Consider the following 19841-nt stretch of genomic DNA (forward strand, 5'->3'; position numbering starts at 1 on the left):
CGCGGCACCCCACCCGCCCACACCCCCTAGAGTGATCACGTGGCCGAGCAGCACACCCCGCGTTCCCTGATCGTCTCCCTGTACGGCGCGTACGGCCGGTCGCCGGACGGCGCGCCGATGCCGGTGGCGGAGCTGATCCGGCTCCTCGGCGTGCTCGGGGTGGACGCGCCGTCGGTGCGCTCCTCGGTGTCCCGGCTGAAGCGGCGCGGCCTGCTGCTGCCGGGCCGGACCGCGGACGGCGCCGCCGGGTACGCCCTGTCGGACGACGCCCGGATGCTCCTGGACGACGGCGACCGCCGCATCTACGCCCGGACCGAGCCACGCCTGTCGGACGGCTGGGTCCTCGCCGTCTTCTCCGTCCCCGAGGCCGAACGGCACAAGCGGCACCTGCTGCGCTCCCGGCTGGCCCGGCTCGGCTTCGGCACGGCGGCGCCCGGCGTGTGGATCGCCCCCGCCCGCCTGTACGAGGAGACCCGGCACACCCTGGAACGCCTCGGCCTCTCCGACTACGTCGACCTGTTCCGCGGCGACCACCTGGGCTACGCCCCGACCGCCGAGGCGGTGGCCCGCTGGTGGGACCTGCCGTCCATCGCGAAGCTGCACGAGGAGTTCCTGGACGCGCACGAGCCGGTGCTGCGCGCCTGGTCGACGACGCCCGGGACGCCGGAGGAGGCCTACCGCGCCTACCTCCTGGCCCTCGACTCATGGCGCAGACTCCCGTACGCGGACCCGGTGCTCCCCCTGGAGCTGCTCCCCGAGAACTGGCCGGGTACCCGCTCGGCGGAGGTGTTCGCGGCGCTGCACGAGCGGCTGCACGCGCTGGGCGGGGAGTTCGTGACGCGGGAGCCCGAGGCACCAGCGCGGGAGTCCTGAGGAGTCCAGAGGAGCCCTGACGCCCGGGCTTACGCCTACCGTCCACCGCGTACCGCCTACCCGTCCTTCCGTCCGGTCGGCGGGCGCCTGCTGCCCGCCCGGTACGGCGCGGGCCACGGCGCGCCGCCCCCCTGGTACCCCTGCTCGGCGGCGGCGTGGAGTGTCCAGTGGGGGTCGTAGAGGTGCGGCCGGGCCAAGGCGCAGAGGTCGGTGCGGCCGGCGAGGAGCAGGGAGTTGACGTCGTCCCAGGAGGAGATCGCGCCGACGGCGATCACCGGGACACCGAGGTCGGCACGGATGCGGTCGGCGTACGGGGTCTGGTAGGAGCGCCCGTATTCGGGCCGCTCGTCGGGGACGACCTGGCCGGTGGAGACGTCGAGGGCGTCGGCGCCGTGGGCGGCGAAGGCGCGGGCGATCTCGACGGCGTCGTCGGCGGTGGTGCCGCCGTCGGCCCAGTCGGTGGCGGAGATGCGGACGGTCATGGGCCGGTCGGCGGGCCACACCTCCCGTACGGCGTCGAAGACTTCGAGGGGGTAGCGGAGCCGGCCCGCGAGGTCGCCGCCGTAGGCGTCGGTGCGGTGGTTGGTGAGCGGGGAGAGGAAGCCGGAGAGCAAGTAGCCGTGGGCGCAGTGGAGTTCGAGGAGGTCGAATCCGGCTCGGGCGGCCCGGCGGGCAGCGGCGGTGAACTCCTCGCGTACGGAGGCGAGTCCGGCCCGGTCGAGGGCCTGGGGTATCTGGTTGACGCCGGGCCGGTAGGGCAGCGGGGAGGCGGCGACGAGCGGCCAGTTGCCGCTGGGGAGCGGCTGGTCGATGCCCTCCCACATGAGCCGGGTGGAGCCCTTGCGGCCGGAGTGGCCGAGCTGGACGCCGATCGCGGCGCCGGGGGCGGCGGCGTGGACGAAGGCGGTGACGCGGGCCCAGGCATCGGCCTGCTCGTCGGTCCACAGGCCCGCGCAGCCGGGGGTGATCCGGCCCCGTTCGCTCACGCAGACCATCTCGGTCATGACGAGTCCGGCGCCGCCGAGAGCACGGGCGCCGAGGTGGACGAGGTGGAAGTCGCCGGGGACGCCGTCCTCCGCGACGTACAGGTCCATGGGGGAGACGACGACCCGGTTGCGCAGGGTGAGGCCGCCGAGCCGGAAGGGGGTGAACATGGGCGGGGTGCCGGGCGGGCAGCCGAACTCGCGCTCCACGGAGGCGGTGAAGGCGGGGTCGCGCAGCCGCAGGTTGTCGTGGGTGACGCGGCGGCTGCGGGTGAGCAGGTTGAACGCGAACTGGCGTGGCGGCCGGTCGAGTTGGCCGGCTATCTCCTCGAACCAGCGGAGGCTCGCGGCGGCGGCGCGCTGGGTGGACTCGACGACGGGGCGGCGCTCGGCCTCGTACGCGGCGAGCGCCTCGGGGAGGGAGGGGTGGCTGTCGACGTGGGCGGCGAGGGCGACGGCGTCCTCGACGGCGAGTTTGGTGCCGGAGCCGATGGAGAAGTGCGCGGTGTGGGCGGCGTCGCCGAGCAGGACGGTGTTGCCGTGGGACCAGCGGGCGTTGACGAGGGTACGGAAAGCGGTCCAGGCGGAGTTGTTGCCGCGCAGGGCACGCCCGTGCAGGACCTCGGCGAAGATCTTGGCGCAGCGGGCGGCGGACTCGGCCTCGTCGAGCTCGTCGAAGCCGGCGGCCCGCCAGACCTCCTCGCGCATCTCGACGATGACGGTGGAGGAGCCGGCTGGGTTCCGCGGGCCGGGGGGCTCCGCCGGGGGGTGGGAGGCGGGCGGCGGGTGGCCCTCGGACGCCCGGTAGTCGTCGGACGCCGGGTGGCCGTCGAGCGGCGGGCGGGCGTCGGGCGACGGGCGGGCGTCGGGCGACGGGCGGGCGTCGGGCGACGGGCGGGCGTCGGGCGCCGCGTGGGCGTAAGGGTAGGCGTGCAGCTGCATGACGCCGTGTTCGGTCTCGGCGATGTCGAAGCGGAAGGCGTCGAGGGCGAAGTCGGCGGCGAGCCAGATGTAGCGGCAGCGGTGGGTCGTGAAGGCGGGCCGGAAGACCTCGGCGTGGGCCTCGCGGGTCCGGCTGTGCACGCCGTCGGCGCCGATCACGAGGTCGTGGCCGGCGGCGAGTTCGGCGGGCGGCGGGGCCTCGGTACGGAAGCGGAGGTCCACGCCGAGGCCGGCGCAGCGGTCCTGCAGGATCTTCAGGAGCCGGTGGCGGCCGAGGGCGGCGAAGCCGTGGCCGGTGGAGGTGAGGAGGTGGCCCCGGTGGGCGATGTCGATGTCGTCCCAGCGGACGAGGGCGGCCTGGAGCTCGGCGTACACGGCCGGGTCGGCGTGCTCGATGCCGCCGAGCGTCTCGTCGGAGAGGACGACGCCGAAGCCGAAGGTGTCGTCGGGGGCGTTGCGCTCCCAGAGGGTGACCTGGCGTCGGGGGTCGCCGCGCTTGAGCAGCGCGGCGGCGTACAGCCCGCCTGGCCCGCCACCGACGATGGCGACCCGGAGCGGTACGGCGGGCGCGGAGGGCCCGGGGAGCTCGGGGGGCACGGGGAGCCCGGCGGGCCCCGGGGACACAGCCCCCGCTCCCCCAGGCCGTACCGCAGCGGTGCCGCCCGGTGCGGTACGGCCGTCCCGGGGCGGCACGGTCATCGCCCCCGCCACTTCGCGGGGCGTTTCTCCGTGAAGGCGGCGTGGAACTCGGCGTAGTCCTCGCCGTGCATCAGCAGGGCCTGGGTGGCGGCGTCCATCTCGACGGAGGCGGCCAGCGGCATGTCGAGCTCGGCGGTGAGCAGCGCCTTGGTCTGGGCGTGGGCGAGCGCGGGGCCCTCGGCGAGCCGGCGGGCGAGGGCGGCGGCGCGCGTGTCGGCGGCGCCTTCCTCGGTGAGCTCGCTGATCAGGCCGATGCGTTCGGCTTCGGCGGCGCCGACCGGGTCGCCGAGCATGAGGAGGCGGGTCGCGTGGCCGAGGCCGACGACCCGCGGCAGCAGGTAGGCGGCGCCCATGTCGCCGCCGGACAGGCCGACGCGGGTGAAGAGGAAGGCGAAGCGGGCGGTGGGGTCGGCGACGCGGAAGTCGGCGGCGAGGGCGAGGACCGCCCCGGCGCCGGCGGCGACGCCGTGGACGGCGGCGATGACGGGGAAGGGGCATTCGCGCAGGGCGCGGACGGTCTGGCCGGTCATCCGGTTGAAGTCGAGGAGCTGGGCGGTGTCCATGGAGAGGGTGGCGCCGATGATCTCGTCGACGTCGCCGCCCGAGCAGAAGCCGCGTCCCTCGCCGCCGAGGACGAGGGCGCGCACGGCCCGCTCCCGGGAGAGCTCGGCGAGCAGGTCGCGGAGGTCGGCGTAGGCGCCGAAGGTGAGGGCGTTGAGCTTCTCGGGGCGGGCCAGGGTGATCGTGGCGACCCCGTCGTCGACGGTGAGACGCAGGTGCCGCCAGCGTTCGGTGCGGCTCGCGGAGCCGGTGAAGGGGCTCATTTCGGGACGGCCTCCCTTTTTGTGCGCACGTACGGGTACGGCATCACCCCAAGGAGGGTATCACTCGGTTGTGACTGTCGTCACGAGTACGCGATACGGCTGGTCGTGGTGTGGTGCGTCACCCGGTGCGACCGGGCGTACGGCACCCGCCGCCCGTCCCGCCCGAAGGTCCCGCCCCCGCGCGGACCCAGGTCCCCGGAGTTCCCGGGCGACCGGCTCTGTATCCAGATTTATGGGTCCGTAAGGTGACACCAGGACACCCCCGCCGCCCGCCGCCGCCCCCGCCGCCCGCCCCGAGCCCGAACGGAAGCCCCGCCGTGTCCGAAGTCCCAGGCCCCGCCTCCTGGCGCGTCCCGCTCCCCCACACGACGGCCGCGGTGCCGATCGCCCGCGCGCTCGTCCGGTCCGCCCTCGCCGACATCGAGGGCGACGAGATCGGCGCCGCCGACCGGGACACGGCCGAGCTGCTGACGGCCGAGCTGGTGGCCAACGCCGTCGAGCACACCGCGGGCGACGGCCCCATCGAGCTGGTCGTGGAGCTGCTTCCTGCCCCCGGCGGCTGTCAGATAGAGGTGCACGACGGGCGCCCGGCGGCTCCCGGAAGGCTGGGCGGCCCCGAGCCCGGGACGCCGGTCGACCCCTGGCAGGAGCACGGGCGCGGACTCCTCCTGATCCGCGCCCTCAGCAGCGACTGCGGGCACCGCCCCACCGCGCACGGCAAGGCGGTCTGGTTCACGCTCCCGGCCGTGCCGGCGCAGCGGCGCCGGAGTCCGGAGTCGTGACGAGCCGCGACCTGCGGCGCCCGTACAGCGCGTAGACCAGCGCGCCGACGCCGACGAAGACCGCGAACTGCACCCAGGTCGCCCAGCCGGTGCCCCAGATCAGATAGCAGCAGAATCCGACGCCGAGGATCGGGCTGAGCGGGTACAGGGGGACCCGGAAGGAGCGCGGCAGCTCCTGGTTGCGGCGGCGCAGCGCGATCACCGCGATGTTCACCACGACCATGATCGCGAGGGTGCCGATCGTGGTCAGGTTGACCACGACGTCGAGCGAGGCGAACGCCGCCGGGACCGCGAAGACGCAGGCCACGATCCAGGTGTTGGCCACCGGGGTCGCGCTCTTGGGCGAGACCCGCTCGAAGACCCGGGGCACCAGGCCGTCGCGGGACATCGACATCAGGATGCGGGTCTGCCCGTACATCACCGTGAGCACCACGGAGGCGATGGCGACGACCGCGCCGAAGGCGACGATCCCGCCGCCGACGGTCGACCCGGTCACCTGGTTCACGACGAGCGAGAGGGCGGCCGGCTTGTCGGCGACGGCGTCGGCGCCGAGCGCCCCGATCGCGGAGAGCGCGACGGCGCAGTAGAGCAGGGTGACGAGGCCGATGCAGATGAGGATGGCCAGCGGGATGTTGCGCCGCGGGTTCTTGACCTCCTCGCCGGCCGTGGTGATGGCGTCGAAGCCGATGTACGAGAAGAAGGCGACGGAGGCGCCCGCGGTGATCCCGGCGGTGCCGTGGGTGGCGAACGGGGAGAGGTTGCCGTCCTCGAAGGCGCTGAAGCCGATCGCGCAGAAGAGGATCAGGATCCCGATCTTGAGCACGGCCATGGCGGCGGTCGCCCGGGCGCTCTCGCGCACCCCGCGGACCAGGAGCGTCGCCGCGAGCAGGATGACGATCACGGCGGGCAGGTTGACCACCCCGCCGTCACCGGGCCCGGCGGAGAGCGCGGCGGGCAGCTGGTGGCCGGTCAGGCTGTCGAGCAGCTCGTTCAGGTACTGGCTCCAGCCGACCGCGACCGCGGAGACGGACACGCCGTACTCCAGGAGCAGACACCAGCCGACGAGAAAGGCGAGGCGCTCGCCGAGGCTCGCGTACGCGAAGGAGTACGAGGAGCCCGACACCGGGATCGCGCTGCCCAGCTCCGCGAAGGAGAAGGCGGTGAAGACGCAGGTGATCGCGGCGAGCACGAAGGAGACCACCACCGCCGGCCCGGCCTCGGCGACGCTGTCGGAGAGCCCGACGAAGATGCCGGTGCCGACGATGGCGCCGATGCCGAAGCACACGAGCTGGAAGAGGCCCATGGTGCGCTTGAGGCCGTGCCCTTCGAGGTCGGCGCCGGACTCGGCGATCAGCTGGTGGGGGGATTTGATCCGCCGGGCGGACGGGGACATGCGGTGGTTCTCATCTCTGGTGGGGCAGACGCGAGGGGGGTCCGGGCATGTATGCCCGGACCCCCCTGAAGGATGCGATAGTAGTCCGCATCACGCATGTTCACCCAATTGGGTGTATTTCTATTCGCCCGAGTCGGCGCGGTCCCTCCGCGGTCCCTCCGCGGTCCCCACCCGGCCCCTACGCGGTCGGCGCGGCGGTCGGCGCGGCCACCGGGTCGCCCAGGGTGGCGACCATGACCGCCTTGATGGTGTGCATCCGGTTCTCCGCCTCGTCGAAGACGACGGAGTGCGCCGACTCGAAGACCTCGTCGGAGACCTCCAGCTCGGTCAGCCCGTGCCGCGCGTGGATGTCCCGGCCGACGGCGGTCCCGAGGTCGTGGAAGGCGGGCAGGCAGTGCAGGAACTTGACGTCCGGGTTGCCGGTGGCGCGCAGCACGTCCATGGTCACGGCGTACGGGGAGAGCGCGGCGATCCGCTCGTCCCAGACCTCCTTGGGCTCTCCCATCGACACCCACACGTCGGTGGCGACGAAGTCGGCGCCGCGCACGCCCTCGGCGACGTCCTCGGTGAGGGTGATCCGGGCCCCGCTCCCCTCGGCGAGCCGCCGCGCCTCGGCGACGAAGCCCTCGGCCGGCCAGTACTCCTTCGGGGCCACGATGCGGACGTCCATGCCGAGCAGGGCGCCGGTGACGAGGTAGGAGTTGCCCATGTTGAAGCGGGCGTCGCCGAGGTAGGCGAAGGCCATGCCGGTCAGCGGCTTGTCGCAGTGCTCGGTCATGGTGAGCACGTCGGCGAGCATCTGGGTGGGGTGCCAGTCGTCGGTGAGACCGTTGAAGACGGGCACGCCGGCGAAGGCGGCCAGCTCCTCGACGGCCTCCTGGCTGTCACCCCGGTACTCGATCGCGTCGAACATCCGGCCGAGGACACGGGCGGTGTCCTTGACCGACTCCTTGTGCCCGATCTGGGAGCCGGAGGGGTCGAGGTAGGTGGTGGCGGCGCCCTGGTCGGCGGCGGCGACCTCGAAGGCGCAGCGGGTGCGGGTCGAGGTCTTCTCGAAGATCAGGGCGACGTTCCGGCCCTTCAGTCGCTGGACCTCGGCGCCCGCCTTCTTCGCCGCCTTGAGCTCGGCGGCGAGCGCGATCAGGTCGCGGAACTCCTCGGCGGTGAAGTCCAGCTCCTTGACGAAGTGGCGGCCGGTGAGGTCGGTGGCCATGGAACGCTCCTGGGATGGGTCGGGGGGATCGCAACGGACCGCGAGAGATCACAAAGGATCCCAAACGACCACAAGAGATCGACAAGGGGTCGCGGGGGATCGGCAAGGATCAACGTGGATCAGGACCCTGGAAGTGTATACGTAATTCAGAATTCTTATACAGCCCCCTTCCTCTATCTCTCTCCGACCTAAACGGCCTCCCTCTCCACCGGGCAGCTCATGCACCGCGGGCCGCCCCTCCCCCGGCCCAGCTCGCTGCCCGGGATCTCGATCACCTCGATGCCCTGCTTGCGCAGATGCGTGTTGGTGGTGACGTTCCGCTCGTACGCCACGACCACACCCGGCTCCACCGCGAGCACGTTGCACCCGTCGTCCCACTGCTCGCGCTCCGCCGCGTGCACGTCCTGGGTCGCCGTGAGCACCCGGATGTCCTGCAGGCCGAGCGCTGCCGCGATCGCGCTGTGCATCTGCTCCGGCGGATGGTCCGTCACCCGCAGGGACTGCCCCTCGTCGCCCGGCTCGATCGTGTACGAGCGCAGATTGCCGAGCCCCGCGTACTGGGTGAACGTGTCCTGGTCCACCATCGTCATCACCGTGTCCAGGTGCATGAACGCCCGGCGCTTCGGCATGTCCAGCGCGATGATCGTGCGCGCCGAGCCCGCCGCGAACAGACCGCGGGCCAGCATCTCGACGGCCTGCGGGGTCGTCCGCTCGCTCATCCCGATGAGGACCGCGCCGTTGCCGATGACCAGGACGTCACCGCCCTCGATCGTCGACGGATAGTCGGCCTGCCCCTCCGACCAGTGGTGGAAGTGGCCCGCCTCCGCGCCGTTGAACAACGGGTGGTGCTTGTAGATCGCCTCGAAGTGGACGGTCTCGCGCTGCCGGGCCGGCCAGCGCATCGCGTTGATCGAGACCCCGTCGTAGATCCAGGCCGAGGTGTCCCTGGTGAACAGGTGGTTCGGCAGCGGGCCCAGCACGAAGTCGTCCAGATCCAGGGCGTGGAAACGGACCGAGGTCGGTTCACGGTGCCCGGCCAGGAACTCCCGCTTCGTCATCCCGCCGACCAGCGCCTCCACCAGAGTGGCCGCCTCGAACGAGTCGAAAGCCGCCCGCAGGTGGTCCGTGGCGAGCGGACCGTACTCCTTCTCGTCGAAGACCCGGTCCAGGACCAGCGCGCGCGCCGCCGGAAGCTCCAGGGCCTCCCGCAGGAGGTCCCCGAAGAGGTGCACCTCCACACCCCGGTCCCGCAGCACGTCGGCGAAACCGTCGTGCTCCTGCCGGGCCCGGCGCACCCACAGCACGTCGTCGAAGAGGAGGGCGTCCTTGTTGGTCGGAGTGAGCCGCTTCAGCTCCAGATCGGGGCGGTGCAGGATGACGCGGCGAAGCCGCCCGGTCTCGGAATCGACATGGAATCCCATGGGCCCATCCTGACGGAGCGGGACGGCTCGCGCGTGGTTCTCAGCGCGTCAGGATCGACGCGAAGATGACGATGACCAAGAGGACGAGAACCGCACCGAGCACCCCGACGACGACTCGGCCGTCGTTGGCGGGGGCGGTGGGGTCGGGGGTTGGGTCGGTGGGGGGTGGCGGGGGTGGTGGGGTGGAGGTCGGCGGAATGCGGCTCGGTGGAGCGGGCCTTGCCGGGGCGGGGCCGGTTGGAGCGGGGCCTGCCGGGACGTGGCTCGGTGAGGCGGGGCCTTCCGAGGCGTGACCCGGTGAAGCAGGGCCTGCCGCGGCGTGACCCGCTGGAGCGGGGCCTGCCGGAGTGTGACTCGTTGAGGCAGGGCCTGCCTGGGCGTAGCTCGGTGAGGCGGGGCCCCTCGTTGGGGCGGCGCTCGGTGAGGCGGGGCCTGCCGTAGCGGGGCCCGTTGAGGTGGGGCCTGCCGTAGCGGGGTCCCCTGGGGCGGAGGCGTCGGGCCTGTGGGCGGGCGGCGCCGGTCGGGGCCGGCCCTCGGGGCGGGAGTCCGGTGGCGCCGAGGGTGGCCGGCCCGGGTCCGGCGGATGGTCGCGCTCGGCATGCCGCTGGGTGCCGAGGACCAGGCCGCGCAGGACGGACTCCGGCAGCCCCGACCGCTCGTCCCGCACGATCTCGTCGAACGCCGTCCGGGCCGCCGGGTGCGGACTGGTGCGGAAGCGGGCGAGGAGGTCCGCGAGCTCGGCCACCGCGGCGTCGGCGTTCCGGCCGCCGCTGCCGCTCTTCCTGCCGCCCAGCACCGGGGCCACGGCCCAGCGGTGCAGGGCGGCGGCGTCGGCGCCCCGCTCGGCGGGCTCGACGTGGTCGGCGGGGTGGACGCGGTAGACGAAATACGCCTCGCCGAGGACGAGATCGCGCAGCTCGTGACGGAGCCGCCGGTTCCAGGCGGGGAGGCGGTGCGCGGCCTCCTGGACGAGGACGGTGGTGAGGCGGTGCGGCAGTCCGCGGTCGCGGAGCACGGCGAGCAGGTCCGCGTCCGAGGCCTCGCGCGCGGCGGCCTGCGCCTGCCCGACGTTCTCCGCCCGGTCCAGCCGCCCGCCGAGCCCGCCCTCCTTCGGAGCCGGCCCCCTCCGCCACCGCGCCCTGCGCCCCGGCTTCGCGGGCCCGGCCCAGGGGGAGGCGGCGGGGTCGGCGCGGCGGGTGGGCGAGGGCGGGGAGGCCTCCGAGCCACGTGGGACGTACGAGGGGGGCGGGACTTCCGACCCGCGCTCCCGCTCGCCCTTCGGCCGAGACGCCTCGGGGGTACGGGAGGTCTCGGGGCCCCGAGAAGACCCGGCCCCCCAGGACGACTCGGCGCCGCGAGGCGCGTCGGTGCCATGAGGCGAGTCGGCGCCAGGAGGCGAGTCGGCGCCGTAGAGCGAGTCCGCCCCACGCGGCGGCTCGGCAGCCCGACGGCTCTCGTCCCCCCAGGGCGACTGGGCCCCGCGAGTGGACTCGGTCGCCCGCGATTCCACCGCCCGGGGGGACTCATCACCCCGACGGGGCTCGTCGCCCCGAGCCCGCTCGGCCTCCCAGGGCGAATCCGCGCCGCGCGGCGATGCCGCCCCCCGAGCCGAATCCGTCCCCCAAGGAGACTCGCCTCCCCGAGGAGACTCACTCGCCCAACCCGGCCCCTCCCCCCGGCCCGCGTTCTCCCCCCGCACGCCCCCCGGCGCCCGCCCCGGCGCCGCCCGCCCCGGCCGCGCCGGATACCGGCGGTCGAGGCGGGCGGCCGCCGTCTGGGCTGCCGTGAGGAGGGGTGTGCCGGGGTGGGGGTGGAAGTGTTCGAGGGCGCGGCTGACGGCGAACTCTCGGTTGTCGCCTTCCTCCAGGCCTCGTAGGTGGTGTTCGACGAGGCGGGTCGCCACCGACTCCGCCGGGTCGCCGAGGCGTTCGCGGGGGTCGGTGCGGCGGCGGTCGGTGTTGCGGGTGGCGGCGCCGGACCAGCGGCTGACGAACACGAAGCGGAGGCCGGGGAGTTCGGCTGTGTCGTGGCTGGCGAAGGTCCAGCTGCGGTGGACGAGGCCGAACATGCTGTGCAGGCCCCACAGGACGGGAAGGGCGGTGTCGCCCCGCTCGTCCAGGAAGGTGAAGCGGTCGTCGGGGTGGCGGAGCAGTTCGGCGGCGACGCCGACGAGTTCCTCGGCGACGTCGGGGATCCGTGCGTCGAGTGCGAACTGGCCTTCGCCCACGGCCGAGAGCAGCGTTTCCTCCCACACCGTGGGCAGCTCGCCGCGCACCTCGGCGAGTTCCAGGTCGGCGTGCCAGGCGTGCAGCCCCAGGCAGGTGGCGGCGCCCAGGGCCTCGGGTGAGCCGACGAGGGCATGGCAGAGGGCTGAGGCGCCGCCGCCGGGGTCGGTCCAGGGGAGGCGGCGGATCAGCACCGCGTCGCCGCCCCGGCGCTGGAGCCGGATCAGCGCGGCAGAGGGTCTGGTCTCGTCCCCGCTGGCCCGCAGCAGCGATCCGGCGCCGTGGAACACGCCCTCCGCGTCCGTGCGCGCGCCCGACCAGGCGACGGGTCCGAATCCGGTGGTGCCGGTGACGTTCTCGCTGTCCCAGCGGAAGACGATCTGGTCGAACTCGTCGGGGTTTCGCGCCATCAGCCTCTCCCTCGAAGCAGCCCGCACGCGGCGAAGACGGACAGCAGCGGCGCCAGGACGCGCCGTGGCCGGGCGCCGTGCGGAAAGCGGTCGCCGCGTGCCTGGCCTCCGGTGGCGGCGACGAAGTGCAGGGTGCAGTGGGCGTGGTCGTCGAAGGGGCGGAGCCAGGCGGGGCTGGCGTGGTGGTCCAGGAACGCGTACACGTCCCGGCTCTCGGCCCTGGTCTGCTCCGGGTCGTACCGCTCGGGCAGTGCGCGCCCGAGCCAGCGGTCGACGGCCGGTTCGAAGCGCATCAGGTCGCTCTTGTTGACCGCGATCGCGGCGGGCGCGGGGAGGAACCCGTGCGAGGGCCGGTCGAGCTTGTTGAGGACGGTGGTGAACGCCTCGTCGCCGAGGTCGCGGCGGGGCAGCCCGTACCGTTCGCGCAGCGGGTCGAGGGCGGGCATGCGCAGGGACCGCAGCGGGTCGACGACGAAGACGAAGGCGTCGACGCCCATCAGGAAGCGGGTCACCACCCCGTCCTGGGCGAGGTCCTCGCCGGCGAGGTCGAAGAAGACGACGGGGCGTGGGGTGCGGCCGGGGGCGGAGACGAGCAGTCCGTCGGCGAAGTGGGCGAAGGTCTGCTGTCCGGTGCGGCCCAGCTGCCGTCCCTGCTGGAGGCTCTGCACGCGTTCGCGCAGGTAGGCGCGGTGCGCCTCGGGGTTGAGGGGCAGCGCCTTGAGGCCGTACGGCTCCAGGCCGCCGAGTTCGACCTCGCCGAGCATGGCGGCCATGAGATGGGTCTTGCCGACGGCGGAGCTGCCGACGAAGGCGATGGACAGCGGCTCACCGTTGGTGAGGTAGGGGACGGGCAGTTCGTGGGCCTCGTCCCCGTCGGCGTGCGGGCACAGGTGGTAGGCGGTGCGCAGCGCGTCCTTGATGTGGGCGGGGCGGTGCTCGGCGCTGAGGTCGAGCGGGATGCGGGTGCCTTTGGCGTCGATGGTGACGAGGAGGTTCTCGTCGTAGTGGACGGGCAGCAGGCAGTACGGGCAGGTCCGTGGGGGCGGTTCGACGGGCGGGGGCGGCACGGCGGCGGCCCGTTCGTCCTCCCGGTTGACTCTCGGGAACCAGCTCTTGCGCGGCGGGGCGGGTTCGCGGGGCGCGTGGCGCCGGGCCCGTTCGTCCGCTTCCTCGCGCGCCGCCCGCAGGACCTCCCGCTTGCGGGCGAGTTCGGTGTCGTACCGTTCCCGACCGTGGTCGAGCGGGTCGGCGGTGTCGACGGAGTCGGCGAGCGGGTCGCGCAGGCGGAGCAGCCGCAGCAGTTCGGCGGGGGACGGCCGGGCGGCGGCCGTGGGGGCGAAGAGGCCGCTCTGGGCGAGCGCGGTGAGCCGGCGGTACTCGCCGAGGTCGGCGGGCGGCCCGTCGGCCCGGTCGGCGAGTCCGGGCGGTCCGGGGTGGCCGGAGAGCAGGTAGTACGCGATCCGGGCGAGCGACCACAGGTCGTCGCGGGTGTCGGCGCCGCCGCGGCCGGCGCGCTGTTCGGGCGAGGCCCACGGGGAGGTGCCGAAGGGTTCGCGGGGTTCGCCGCCGCGCTGCGCCGCGTGGGGCTCGCTCAGCCGGACGTGGCCGCCGGTCCACCGTACGGTCTCGGGTGTGAGGGCGCGGTGGACGAGCCCCGCCTCACCGAGCAGCCGGACGGCGACGGCGAGCTGGCCGACGATCTTCTGCTGTTCCTCGCCGCCGAGGCGGGGCAGGGCTTCGGCGAGCGGGGTGCCGGGCGAGGCCCGGTAGAGCACGAAGGGTTCGGCGCAGTCGAGGTCGAAGCCGACGATCCGGGTGAAGAGTTCGGCGAACTTCTCGCCTCCGTAGCGGCGTTCGACGGCGACCGCGGCGGCGACCTCCCGTTCGAGCAGGGCGTACGCGCGGGGGTCGCCCTGGGCGGAGCGCGGCAGCCGGTACTGGACGACGGGCCAGCCGTCGCCCATGGAGAGCTGCCGCGTCAGCAGATGGGGCCGGGCGGGCGCCCGCCGTTCCTCGCCGGCCCGTACGGCGACGCGGATCTGCTCGTGTCGGTGGGTGAGGAACTCCAGCTCCTCCAGGGGTTCCTGCCCCGGTGCGGATCCCGCCTCGGTCATGGCGCTCCGCCCTCCTCTTCTCTCACGGTGCGCACCACGTCCGCACGCAGGGGTACGAGACGCAGGACGCCCGCGTGCCGGCCGGAGTCCGTCCACACGACGTCCTCGACGGCGCCGCGCCAGATGTCGTCGCCGGTCGTCCCGCGCCGCATGGTCTCGGGCACGAACCGGACCCGGCGCACGGCGCCCGGCTCGTGGGAGAGCAGCCGCAGGTGTTCGGGGCCGCACAGCGGGACGGTCAGGCCGGGGTCGTCGTCGGCGGCGGCGATGAGCCGGGCGACGGCTTCGGGGGCGACGCCGGTGAGCCGGGCGGCGTCGGGCCGCTCGCCGCGGTCCCGGCCGGGCGGCGGGGAGGCGGCGGCGTCGCGTTCCAGGCGGGTCCTGGTCTCGTCGAGCAGCTCGTTCATCGGCCGGTCGAGCGGGGCCCGGCCCGCGTTGCCCGGGTCGCGTTCGATGCCGGCCCAGCAGGTGTCGAGCAGGGCCACGACCCCCTCGACGAGGTCGCCGTTGAGGGTGTCCACGAGGGCGGGGCCGCCGTCCCCGTACCGCCGCTCCAACCACTTCGGGGCGGGCGCGGGCGGCATGGGCGCCGTCGGCGGCGCGGGGGTGGTGGAGGAGCGCGAGCCGGCGCCGGGCCAGGCACCGCCGGGTGTGTTCCCGGCCGGCCAGGAGCCGTGGTCGGCGCCGTACGCGTCGCCGTACCCGCCGCCGTCCGCCGAGTCGTCCCAGTCCCAGCCGGTCGGCTCGCCCCGCCGGGCCCCGGCCGCCGTCGCCGCGCCGTGGGTCTCCGGGGGGTGCGTCTCCCATCCGTACGGGTCGCTGTCCTCCTCCCCGCCGTGCGCCTGCGCCGTCGCCGCGAGGCCCTTGAGGAGCCGGGCGACCGCGCCGGCCCCGTCGGAGCAGTGGTGGCGTACGTCGGCGAAGAGCCAGTCGTGCACGGCGGTGGTGACGACCAGGGCCTGGATCTCCTTGAGGACCCGGCCCGCTCCTTCCGGGTCCGCCCGGTCCCACCACTCGTCCACGGCCCGGGTCCAGTCGCGCAGCGCGAGCAGCACGACCGCGACCGTGGCCACGGCGAAGGCGGGGGCGCCCACCCAGAGCGGCAGGCCGAGCCAGGAGCCCGCCGCCGCCCCGGCGAGCCCGCCGGCCAGGCCGCCGATCAGGCGGGGCGCGGTGCCGGTGCTGCCGCCGCCGTCCAGGCGCCCGTCGGGCGAGCGGTTGGGGCGGCGGCGCAGCATCCGGTGGGCCAGGAAGGCGGCGAGCAGCCCGACGGCGGGGCCGAGGACCCAGCCGACGCCCGCCCACAGCCCGGCGATCGCGGCGAGGAGTCCGGTCACGACGGCGGCGGCTGGCCGTGGGCCGCCGGCGAGGAAGGGGTACCGCGCGGTGAGCCTGTCGCGTTGCGCGGGGCCGCAGATCGCGTCGAGGCGGGCGAGCCGGGCGGCGCTGCCCGCCGGGGCGGTCCGGGCCGCGAGGGCGGTGAGCCGGGCGGCGACCGAACGCAGCGGCAGCCGGCGGCCGATCAGCTCGTGGGTGTGGTCGCGCAGCGCGGGGACGATGCCGGTACGGGTGATCTCCCTTGGCATCTCGGGGAGTTGGACGCCCCGGTCGCGCAGCAGCCCGCGCTCCTCGATGGTGGGCCGGGTGCCGCCGGCGAGGGCGAAGGCGTCGGCGACGGTGTTCCGGAACCGGACGAGGGCCTCGGCGAGGCGTTCGAGGTCGCCGGGCAGGTCGGCGTCCCGGCCGGCGGCGCCGAACAGCCCGGCGGCGCCCCGCGCCCGGGCGTGGCCCTCGATCGCCTCGTCGAGGGCGTCCTCGCAGGCGCTGAGCTGGGCCCCGGCCCGCCCGTGGGCGGGCAGCCAGGCGTGCCCGGCGAGCGAACGCGGCACCGACTCGTCGAGCAGCAGCGCCAGTTCGCCGGGGACGGGTCCGATGGAGGCGGGGGTGGGGACGTCGGGCCCGGTCAGCGCCTCGATCGCCTGCCGCCAGGCCCGCGCCCGGGCCTCGTCGGTCAGGTCGTGCTCCAGGATGCGTACGGAGGGGACGGCGACGCCGTTCACGATGCGGCCGAGGCCCCGGAGCACGGCGTCGAACACCTCGGGGGTGGCGAGCACGTCGACGAGCGGCCGCAGGGCGCCCGCGTCGGGGCCGCGGAAGTCGTCGAGCAGCCACAGCACCCCGGCGGGCGGGGGCCCCAGGGTGGGGGTGCGGCGCAGGGTCCGCTCCCCCGGCGCGCCGACGGCCAGGCAGACGATCTGGGCGGGCCCGTAGGAGGACAGGCGCTCGTAGAGCCGCTGGTGGGCGATGAGCCGGTCGGCGTCGTCGACGACGAGGAAACGGCGCTCGCCGACGGGCTGCGGGGCGGCGAGCGCCCGGTGCACGGCCGCCTCCGCGCCGGCGTCGGCGTGGCTGGGGGCGTAGCCGCCGGCCCGCAGGTCGAGCAGGACGGCGTGGCCCGGGACGGACTGGTCCAAGGTGGTGCGGTCGCTCACTCCTCCTCACCGTCCAGTTCCCACGGGTAGCCGCCGTCCTCGGGTTCGGGGCGGCGCGGCGGGGCGGGGTGCGGTTCGTACGCGGGCGCCGCCGGGTCGGGTGCCCGCGGCTCCGGCGGCTCGGAGGGCCAGGGCGCTCGTGACTCCGACGGCTCGGCGGGCCGGGGCGCCCGCGACGCGCGCGGGTCGTGCCGCTCGCGCGGCTCGGCGGTCCGGGGCGCCGGGGGCCACGAGGAGTCGGCGGCCCAGCCCTCGGAGGCCCGACCCTCGGAGGCCCGGCCTTCGGCGCGCCCGCCGCCCTCGGGCCAGCTCTGCTCCCGGCCCGGCGCATGGCGTTCGAACAGGGCCCGCAGGCTGGGCCGGGTGGCGCGGCTCGCGCCGGCGAAGCGCATGTGGAGGGCGCCCGGGAAGGTGACCTCCCAGAAGTGCCGCAGCGGGGCGAGCCATTCGGCGTCCTCGTCCCCGTACTCGGCGGCCAGTTCGTCGAGGAGCACCCGCTGGCGCGGGGCGACCTTCTCCACGAAGTGGGTGAAGAGCGGTGCGGGCGGCGACGGTGTGTGGGCGAGTCCCCTGGGCAGGGCGCGCATCAGGCGTTCGCAGAACTCCTCGATGATCTGCCCCTCGTCGAGCAGGGCCCACCGCTCGTAGGCGCGCAGCAGTCCGGCCCAGCTGGACAGGGCGCCGTCGAAGCCCTCCAGACGCAGCGACATGGTCGCGGACTCGCCTTCCTGGAGGCGGATGCGGACCAGGTCGGGCGAGTCGGGGTGGCCCTCGACGTGGATGTTCCCGTTCCACATGGCGTTGAGCAGCCGGTGCAGGATCCGCTGCCGGTCCTCCTCGGTGGAGACCAGCCAGTCGTCCTGGTAGCCGAGGCGCTGGCGCCAGTGCAGGAAGTCGTCCTGGCCGGCCGAGTCGCGCGCCTCGGCCCAGAGCGTGAGCACGCCGCGGACCTCGGAGATGTCCGTGAGGTTCATGCCGCTGCGGAAGAGGACGACGGTGATGGATTCGGTGTCGACGGCCCGGTACTCCTGGGTGGCGCGCGGCGGCAGGTTGAGCTCCTGGCGCAGGTACTCGCTGGCCCGGCCGTCGGACTCGCTCGCCGGATGCACGATGAGGATCTTCAGGGGGCCGCCGCCGTCCGGGGTGAAGCCGACCGGGAGCAGTCCGGCGAGCGCCGAGCGGAACTGGCCGAGCCACCGGGCGTCGACCCGGGACTCGGCGGACTCGTCGCCGGCCGCGGCCCGCAGCAGCAGCTCCATGGAGGGCAGCAGGGGGCGGTCGAACCGGTCGTCGTCGGCCTCGCCGAACAGTTTCTTGACCCGCCTTTCGACGACCTGCTTGATCTCCTTGACGGCGGCGCCGGGCGAGCGGCGCACGGCGTCGAGGGCGCGCCGCCAGTCCTCGGGGCGGACCAGCTCTTCGAGCAGGCCCGCGGCGTCCGTGTTCTCGGGCAGGCCCTCGCTCTTCACGAGCCGGTCGAGGACGTCGTCGTAGAAGGCGCGCAGGCTGTTCTGCGGGGGCAGCAGGTAGGAGATGCCGGTGCGGTCGTCGCGGTAGAGCTCGCGGCGGCGGTCGGCGAACTGCTTGCCCTCGTCCTGCTCGTGGGCGCGCAGCACCTTGGCGAGTTCGCCGAGCTCGCCGAGGATCCGCAGCAGCGGGGGCCGCCACTGGGAGTCGCCGGCCTTCCAGGCCCGGTGCCACAGGGTGCGGGCCCGCCACTGGTACCAGAGTTCCTGGCGGGCGAGGGCCTCCTGCACGTCGGGGTCGCCCCAGCGGGCCGGGACGAGGCCGCCCGCGCCGCGTTTGATGTGCGGGATGGCGGGGGCCGAGGTCTGGATGTCCGGGGGCCGTTCGGGGTCGTTGCGCCGGTTGTCGAGCATCCCGGTGAAGCCGACGGAGGCGACCCGGTCGGCGTGGCCCGGCAGCCCGTTGAGGACGGACTCCAGGCGGAACGGGCTGATGACGCCGAGGAGTTCGCGGGCGGCGGTGCCGGGCTTGAAGTCCTCGGTGAGCCGGGGCACTTCGCGGGCGAGCTCGGCCTCCAGGCGGCGCAGCGAGTCCTCCATGTCGCCGAGCCGGTCGCGCAGGGCCTGGGTGATGGCCCGGCTGCCCTTGGGGAGTTGCTCGGGCGCGGGGACGTCGGGGGCCTCGCGGGTCCACAGGCGCCCGACGCCGGAGCGGTTGAACATGTCCTGGACGAGCTGCTTGTCCTCGCGGCCGCCGCGCCGGGCCCGCTCGCCGAGGCCACGGACCGCCTGGGCGAGCAGCCGGGCGGAGACGATCTCGGCGAGGTCGTCGACGGGCACGGTGAGGGAGGCGGCGAGGCTGGTGGACATGCCGCGGTAGCCGATGCCGGTACGGGCCGGGGTGGAGCGCTCGACGCTCTTGTTGATGAAGCTGGCGGCGAAGGACTGGTAGTCGTCCTCGGCGCGGCTCGCGGAGCCGCTCTCCTCGCTGAGTTCGGTGCCGATGAGGGACAGCACCATGGCGGTGATGGAACGGCGCAGGTCCTCGGTGCCGATGACGGCCGGCTTGGAGAAGAGGAAGGCGGTCTGCACGGTGGAGGGGCGCAGCGAGACCACCCCGTCGCCGGGGTAGTGGACGCTGATCCGGCCGCGCTGTTCGACGTCGCCGACCTCGTCGAGGGCGTCCGGCACGTTCTGGTCGTCGACCAGCCGGGACAGGTCCACGAGGGCGCGGGCGGAGTTGAGTTCGGCCTCGCGTCCGCCGCCCGCCTCGGGCGGGAACGCGGAGGGCATGACGACCAGCGGGTAGATCTTCACGCCGGGGACCTTGGAGCGCCGGAACTCGTGCCCGATGAGATGGATGAAGTCGTAGAAGATCCCGGCGCCGGTGCCGCCCGCGACGGAGAAGGCGACGAAGACGTCGCAGCCGCGGATCCGGCCGCCGCCGACCTGCTGGAGGTCGCCGGCCGAGTTGCCGATGGCGCCGATGGCCTCGCGCAGTTGCCGCAGGACCGGTTCGAGGCCCGCGCGCATGGTCGCGAAGAGGGCGGCCCGGCCGACGGTGGGGAGCTGGCCCGCGCCGTTGTGCAGGGGGGCCACGCGCGGCTGGCGGGCCTGCGGCGGCAGCCAGAGCCGGGTCTCCTCGTGCAGGGCGACCCGCAGCATGCGGGTGACCTCCGGGGAGGAGTCGTAGTCGGTGGGCAGCAGGTCGCGGACCATGCGGGAGGTGCGGGCGTAGGCGGCGCCCTCGGCTCCCTTGGCGCGGAACTGCGGCTGCCGCAGCAGCTCGGACTCGCTGAAGTCGGCGTACACGAACTGCAGGCAGTCGGGCAGCTGGAAGGGCAGCCTGCGCCCTCCGTCGACGAGTGCGGTGCCGTCGGGCCCGCACAGTTCGCGGCGCAGGCTGCGTTCCAGTTCGCTGCCGATGCGCCCGCCGGTGCCGCCTAGCCCGACGAACAGCATGGGCTGGTAGATCTTCATGTCGTCTCCCTGAAGGACCCTGAG

At 74.5% G+C, this 19841-nt stretch carries 11 protein-coding genes; 2 read left to right on the forward strand and 9 right to left on the reverse strand.

Features of this window, described 5'->3' with window-relative positions; translation table 11 throughout:
* Positions 1–39: 39 nt before the first annotated feature.
* Positions 40–873 (forward strand): PaaX family transcriptional regulator, encoded by an 834-nt coding sequence (locus ACZ3ZE_RS25585; protein ID WP_467260823.1) that lies wholly within the window; start codon positions 40–42, stop codon positions 871–873.
* Positions 874–929: 56 nt separating this feature from the next.
* Here the strand turns inward: ACZ3ZE_RS25585 and ACZ3ZE_RS25590 are convergent, their stop codons facing one another.
* Both ACZ3ZE_RS25590 and ACZ3ZE_RS25595 read right to left on the reverse strand, forming a co-directional pair.
* Positions 930–3497 carry an oxidoreductase gene (locus ACZ3ZE_RS25590; protein ID WP_467260825.1) on the reverse strand — a complete coding sequence of 856 codons (2568 nt, stop codon included), beginning with the start codon at positions 3495–3497 and terminating at the stop codon, positions 930–932.
* On the reverse strand, positions 3494–4321 hold the full coding sequence (locus tag ACZ3ZE_RS25595) for an enoyl-CoA hydratase family protein (protein ID WP_046911368.1): 828 nt from the start codon (positions 4319–4321) through the stop codon (positions 3494–3496). Before ACZ3ZE_RS25595 ends, ACZ3ZE_RS25590 begins: the two co-directional genes overlap by 4 nt.
* A 317-nt stretch (positions 4322–4638) precedes the next feature.
* On the opposite strand from ACZ3ZE_RS25595, the gene ACZ3ZE_RS25600 reads away from it, so the two are divergent.
* A complete protein-coding gene (locus ACZ3ZE_RS25600; protein ID WP_361624674.1) occupies positions 4639–5103 on the forward strand; it encodes an ATP-binding protein in 465 nt (154 codons plus the stop codon).
* Here ACZ3ZE_RS25600 and ACZ3ZE_RS25605 read toward each other — a convergent pair.
* The 7 genes from ACZ3ZE_RS25605 to ACZ3ZE_RS25635 all read right to left on the reverse strand — a co-directional run bounded on the left by ACZ3ZE_RS25605 (position 5054) and on the right by ACZ3ZE_RS25635 (position 19817).
* Positions 5054–6496, reverse strand: a complete 1443-nt coding sequence (locus tag ACZ3ZE_RS25605; protein WP_467260827.1) for an amino acid permease — start codon at positions 6494–6496, stop codon at positions 5054–5056. The genes ACZ3ZE_RS25600 and ACZ3ZE_RS25605 overlap by 50 nt on opposite strands.
* 178 nt (positions 6497–6674) lie before the next feature.
* Positions 6675–7709 (reverse strand): ornithine carbamoyltransferase, encoded by a 1035-nt coding sequence (argF, locus tag ACZ3ZE_RS25610; protein WP_363291823.1) that lies wholly within the window; start codon positions 7707–7709, stop codon positions 6675–6677.
* Positions 7710–7897: 188 nt separating this feature from the next.
* Entirely contained in the window at positions 7898–9130 is a 1233-nt protein-coding gene (locus tag ACZ3ZE_RS25615; protein WP_361178792.1) for an arginine deiminase, read from the reverse strand.
* A gap of 40 nt (positions 9131–9170) precedes the next feature.
* Positions 9171–11765 carry a DNA polymerase III subunit gamma/tau domain-containing protein gene (locus ACZ3ZE_RS25620; protein WP_467260828.1) on the reverse strand — a complete coding sequence of 865 codons (2595 nt, stop codon included), beginning with the start codon at positions 11763–11765 and terminating at the stop codon, positions 9171–9173.
* Positions 11765–13879 (reverse strand): hypothetical protein, encoded by a 2115-nt coding sequence (locus ACZ3ZE_RS25625; protein ID WP_363291825.1) that lies wholly within the window; start codon positions 13877–13879, stop codon positions 11765–11767. The genes ACZ3ZE_RS25620 and ACZ3ZE_RS25625 overlap by 1 nt, the downstream gene beginning before the upstream one ends.
* Positions 13876–16371: a hypothetical protein gene (locus tag ACZ3ZE_RS25630; protein WP_442304569.1), complete on the reverse strand. Its 2496-nt coding sequence runs from the start codon at positions 16369–16371 to the stop codon at positions 13876–13878. Before ACZ3ZE_RS25630 ends, ACZ3ZE_RS25625 begins: the two co-directional genes overlap by 4 nt.
* Positions 16368–19817: a tubulin-like doman-containing protein gene (locus ACZ3ZE_RS25635; RefSeq protein WP_467260830.1), complete on the reverse strand. Its 3450-nt coding sequence runs from the start codon at positions 19815–19817 to the stop codon at positions 16368–16370. Before ACZ3ZE_RS25635 ends, ACZ3ZE_RS25630 begins: the two co-directional genes overlap by 4 nt.
* Positions 19818–19841 lie beyond the last annotated feature (24 nt).

It is taken from the genome of Streptomyces sp. NPDC023157, assembly GCF_055560575.1.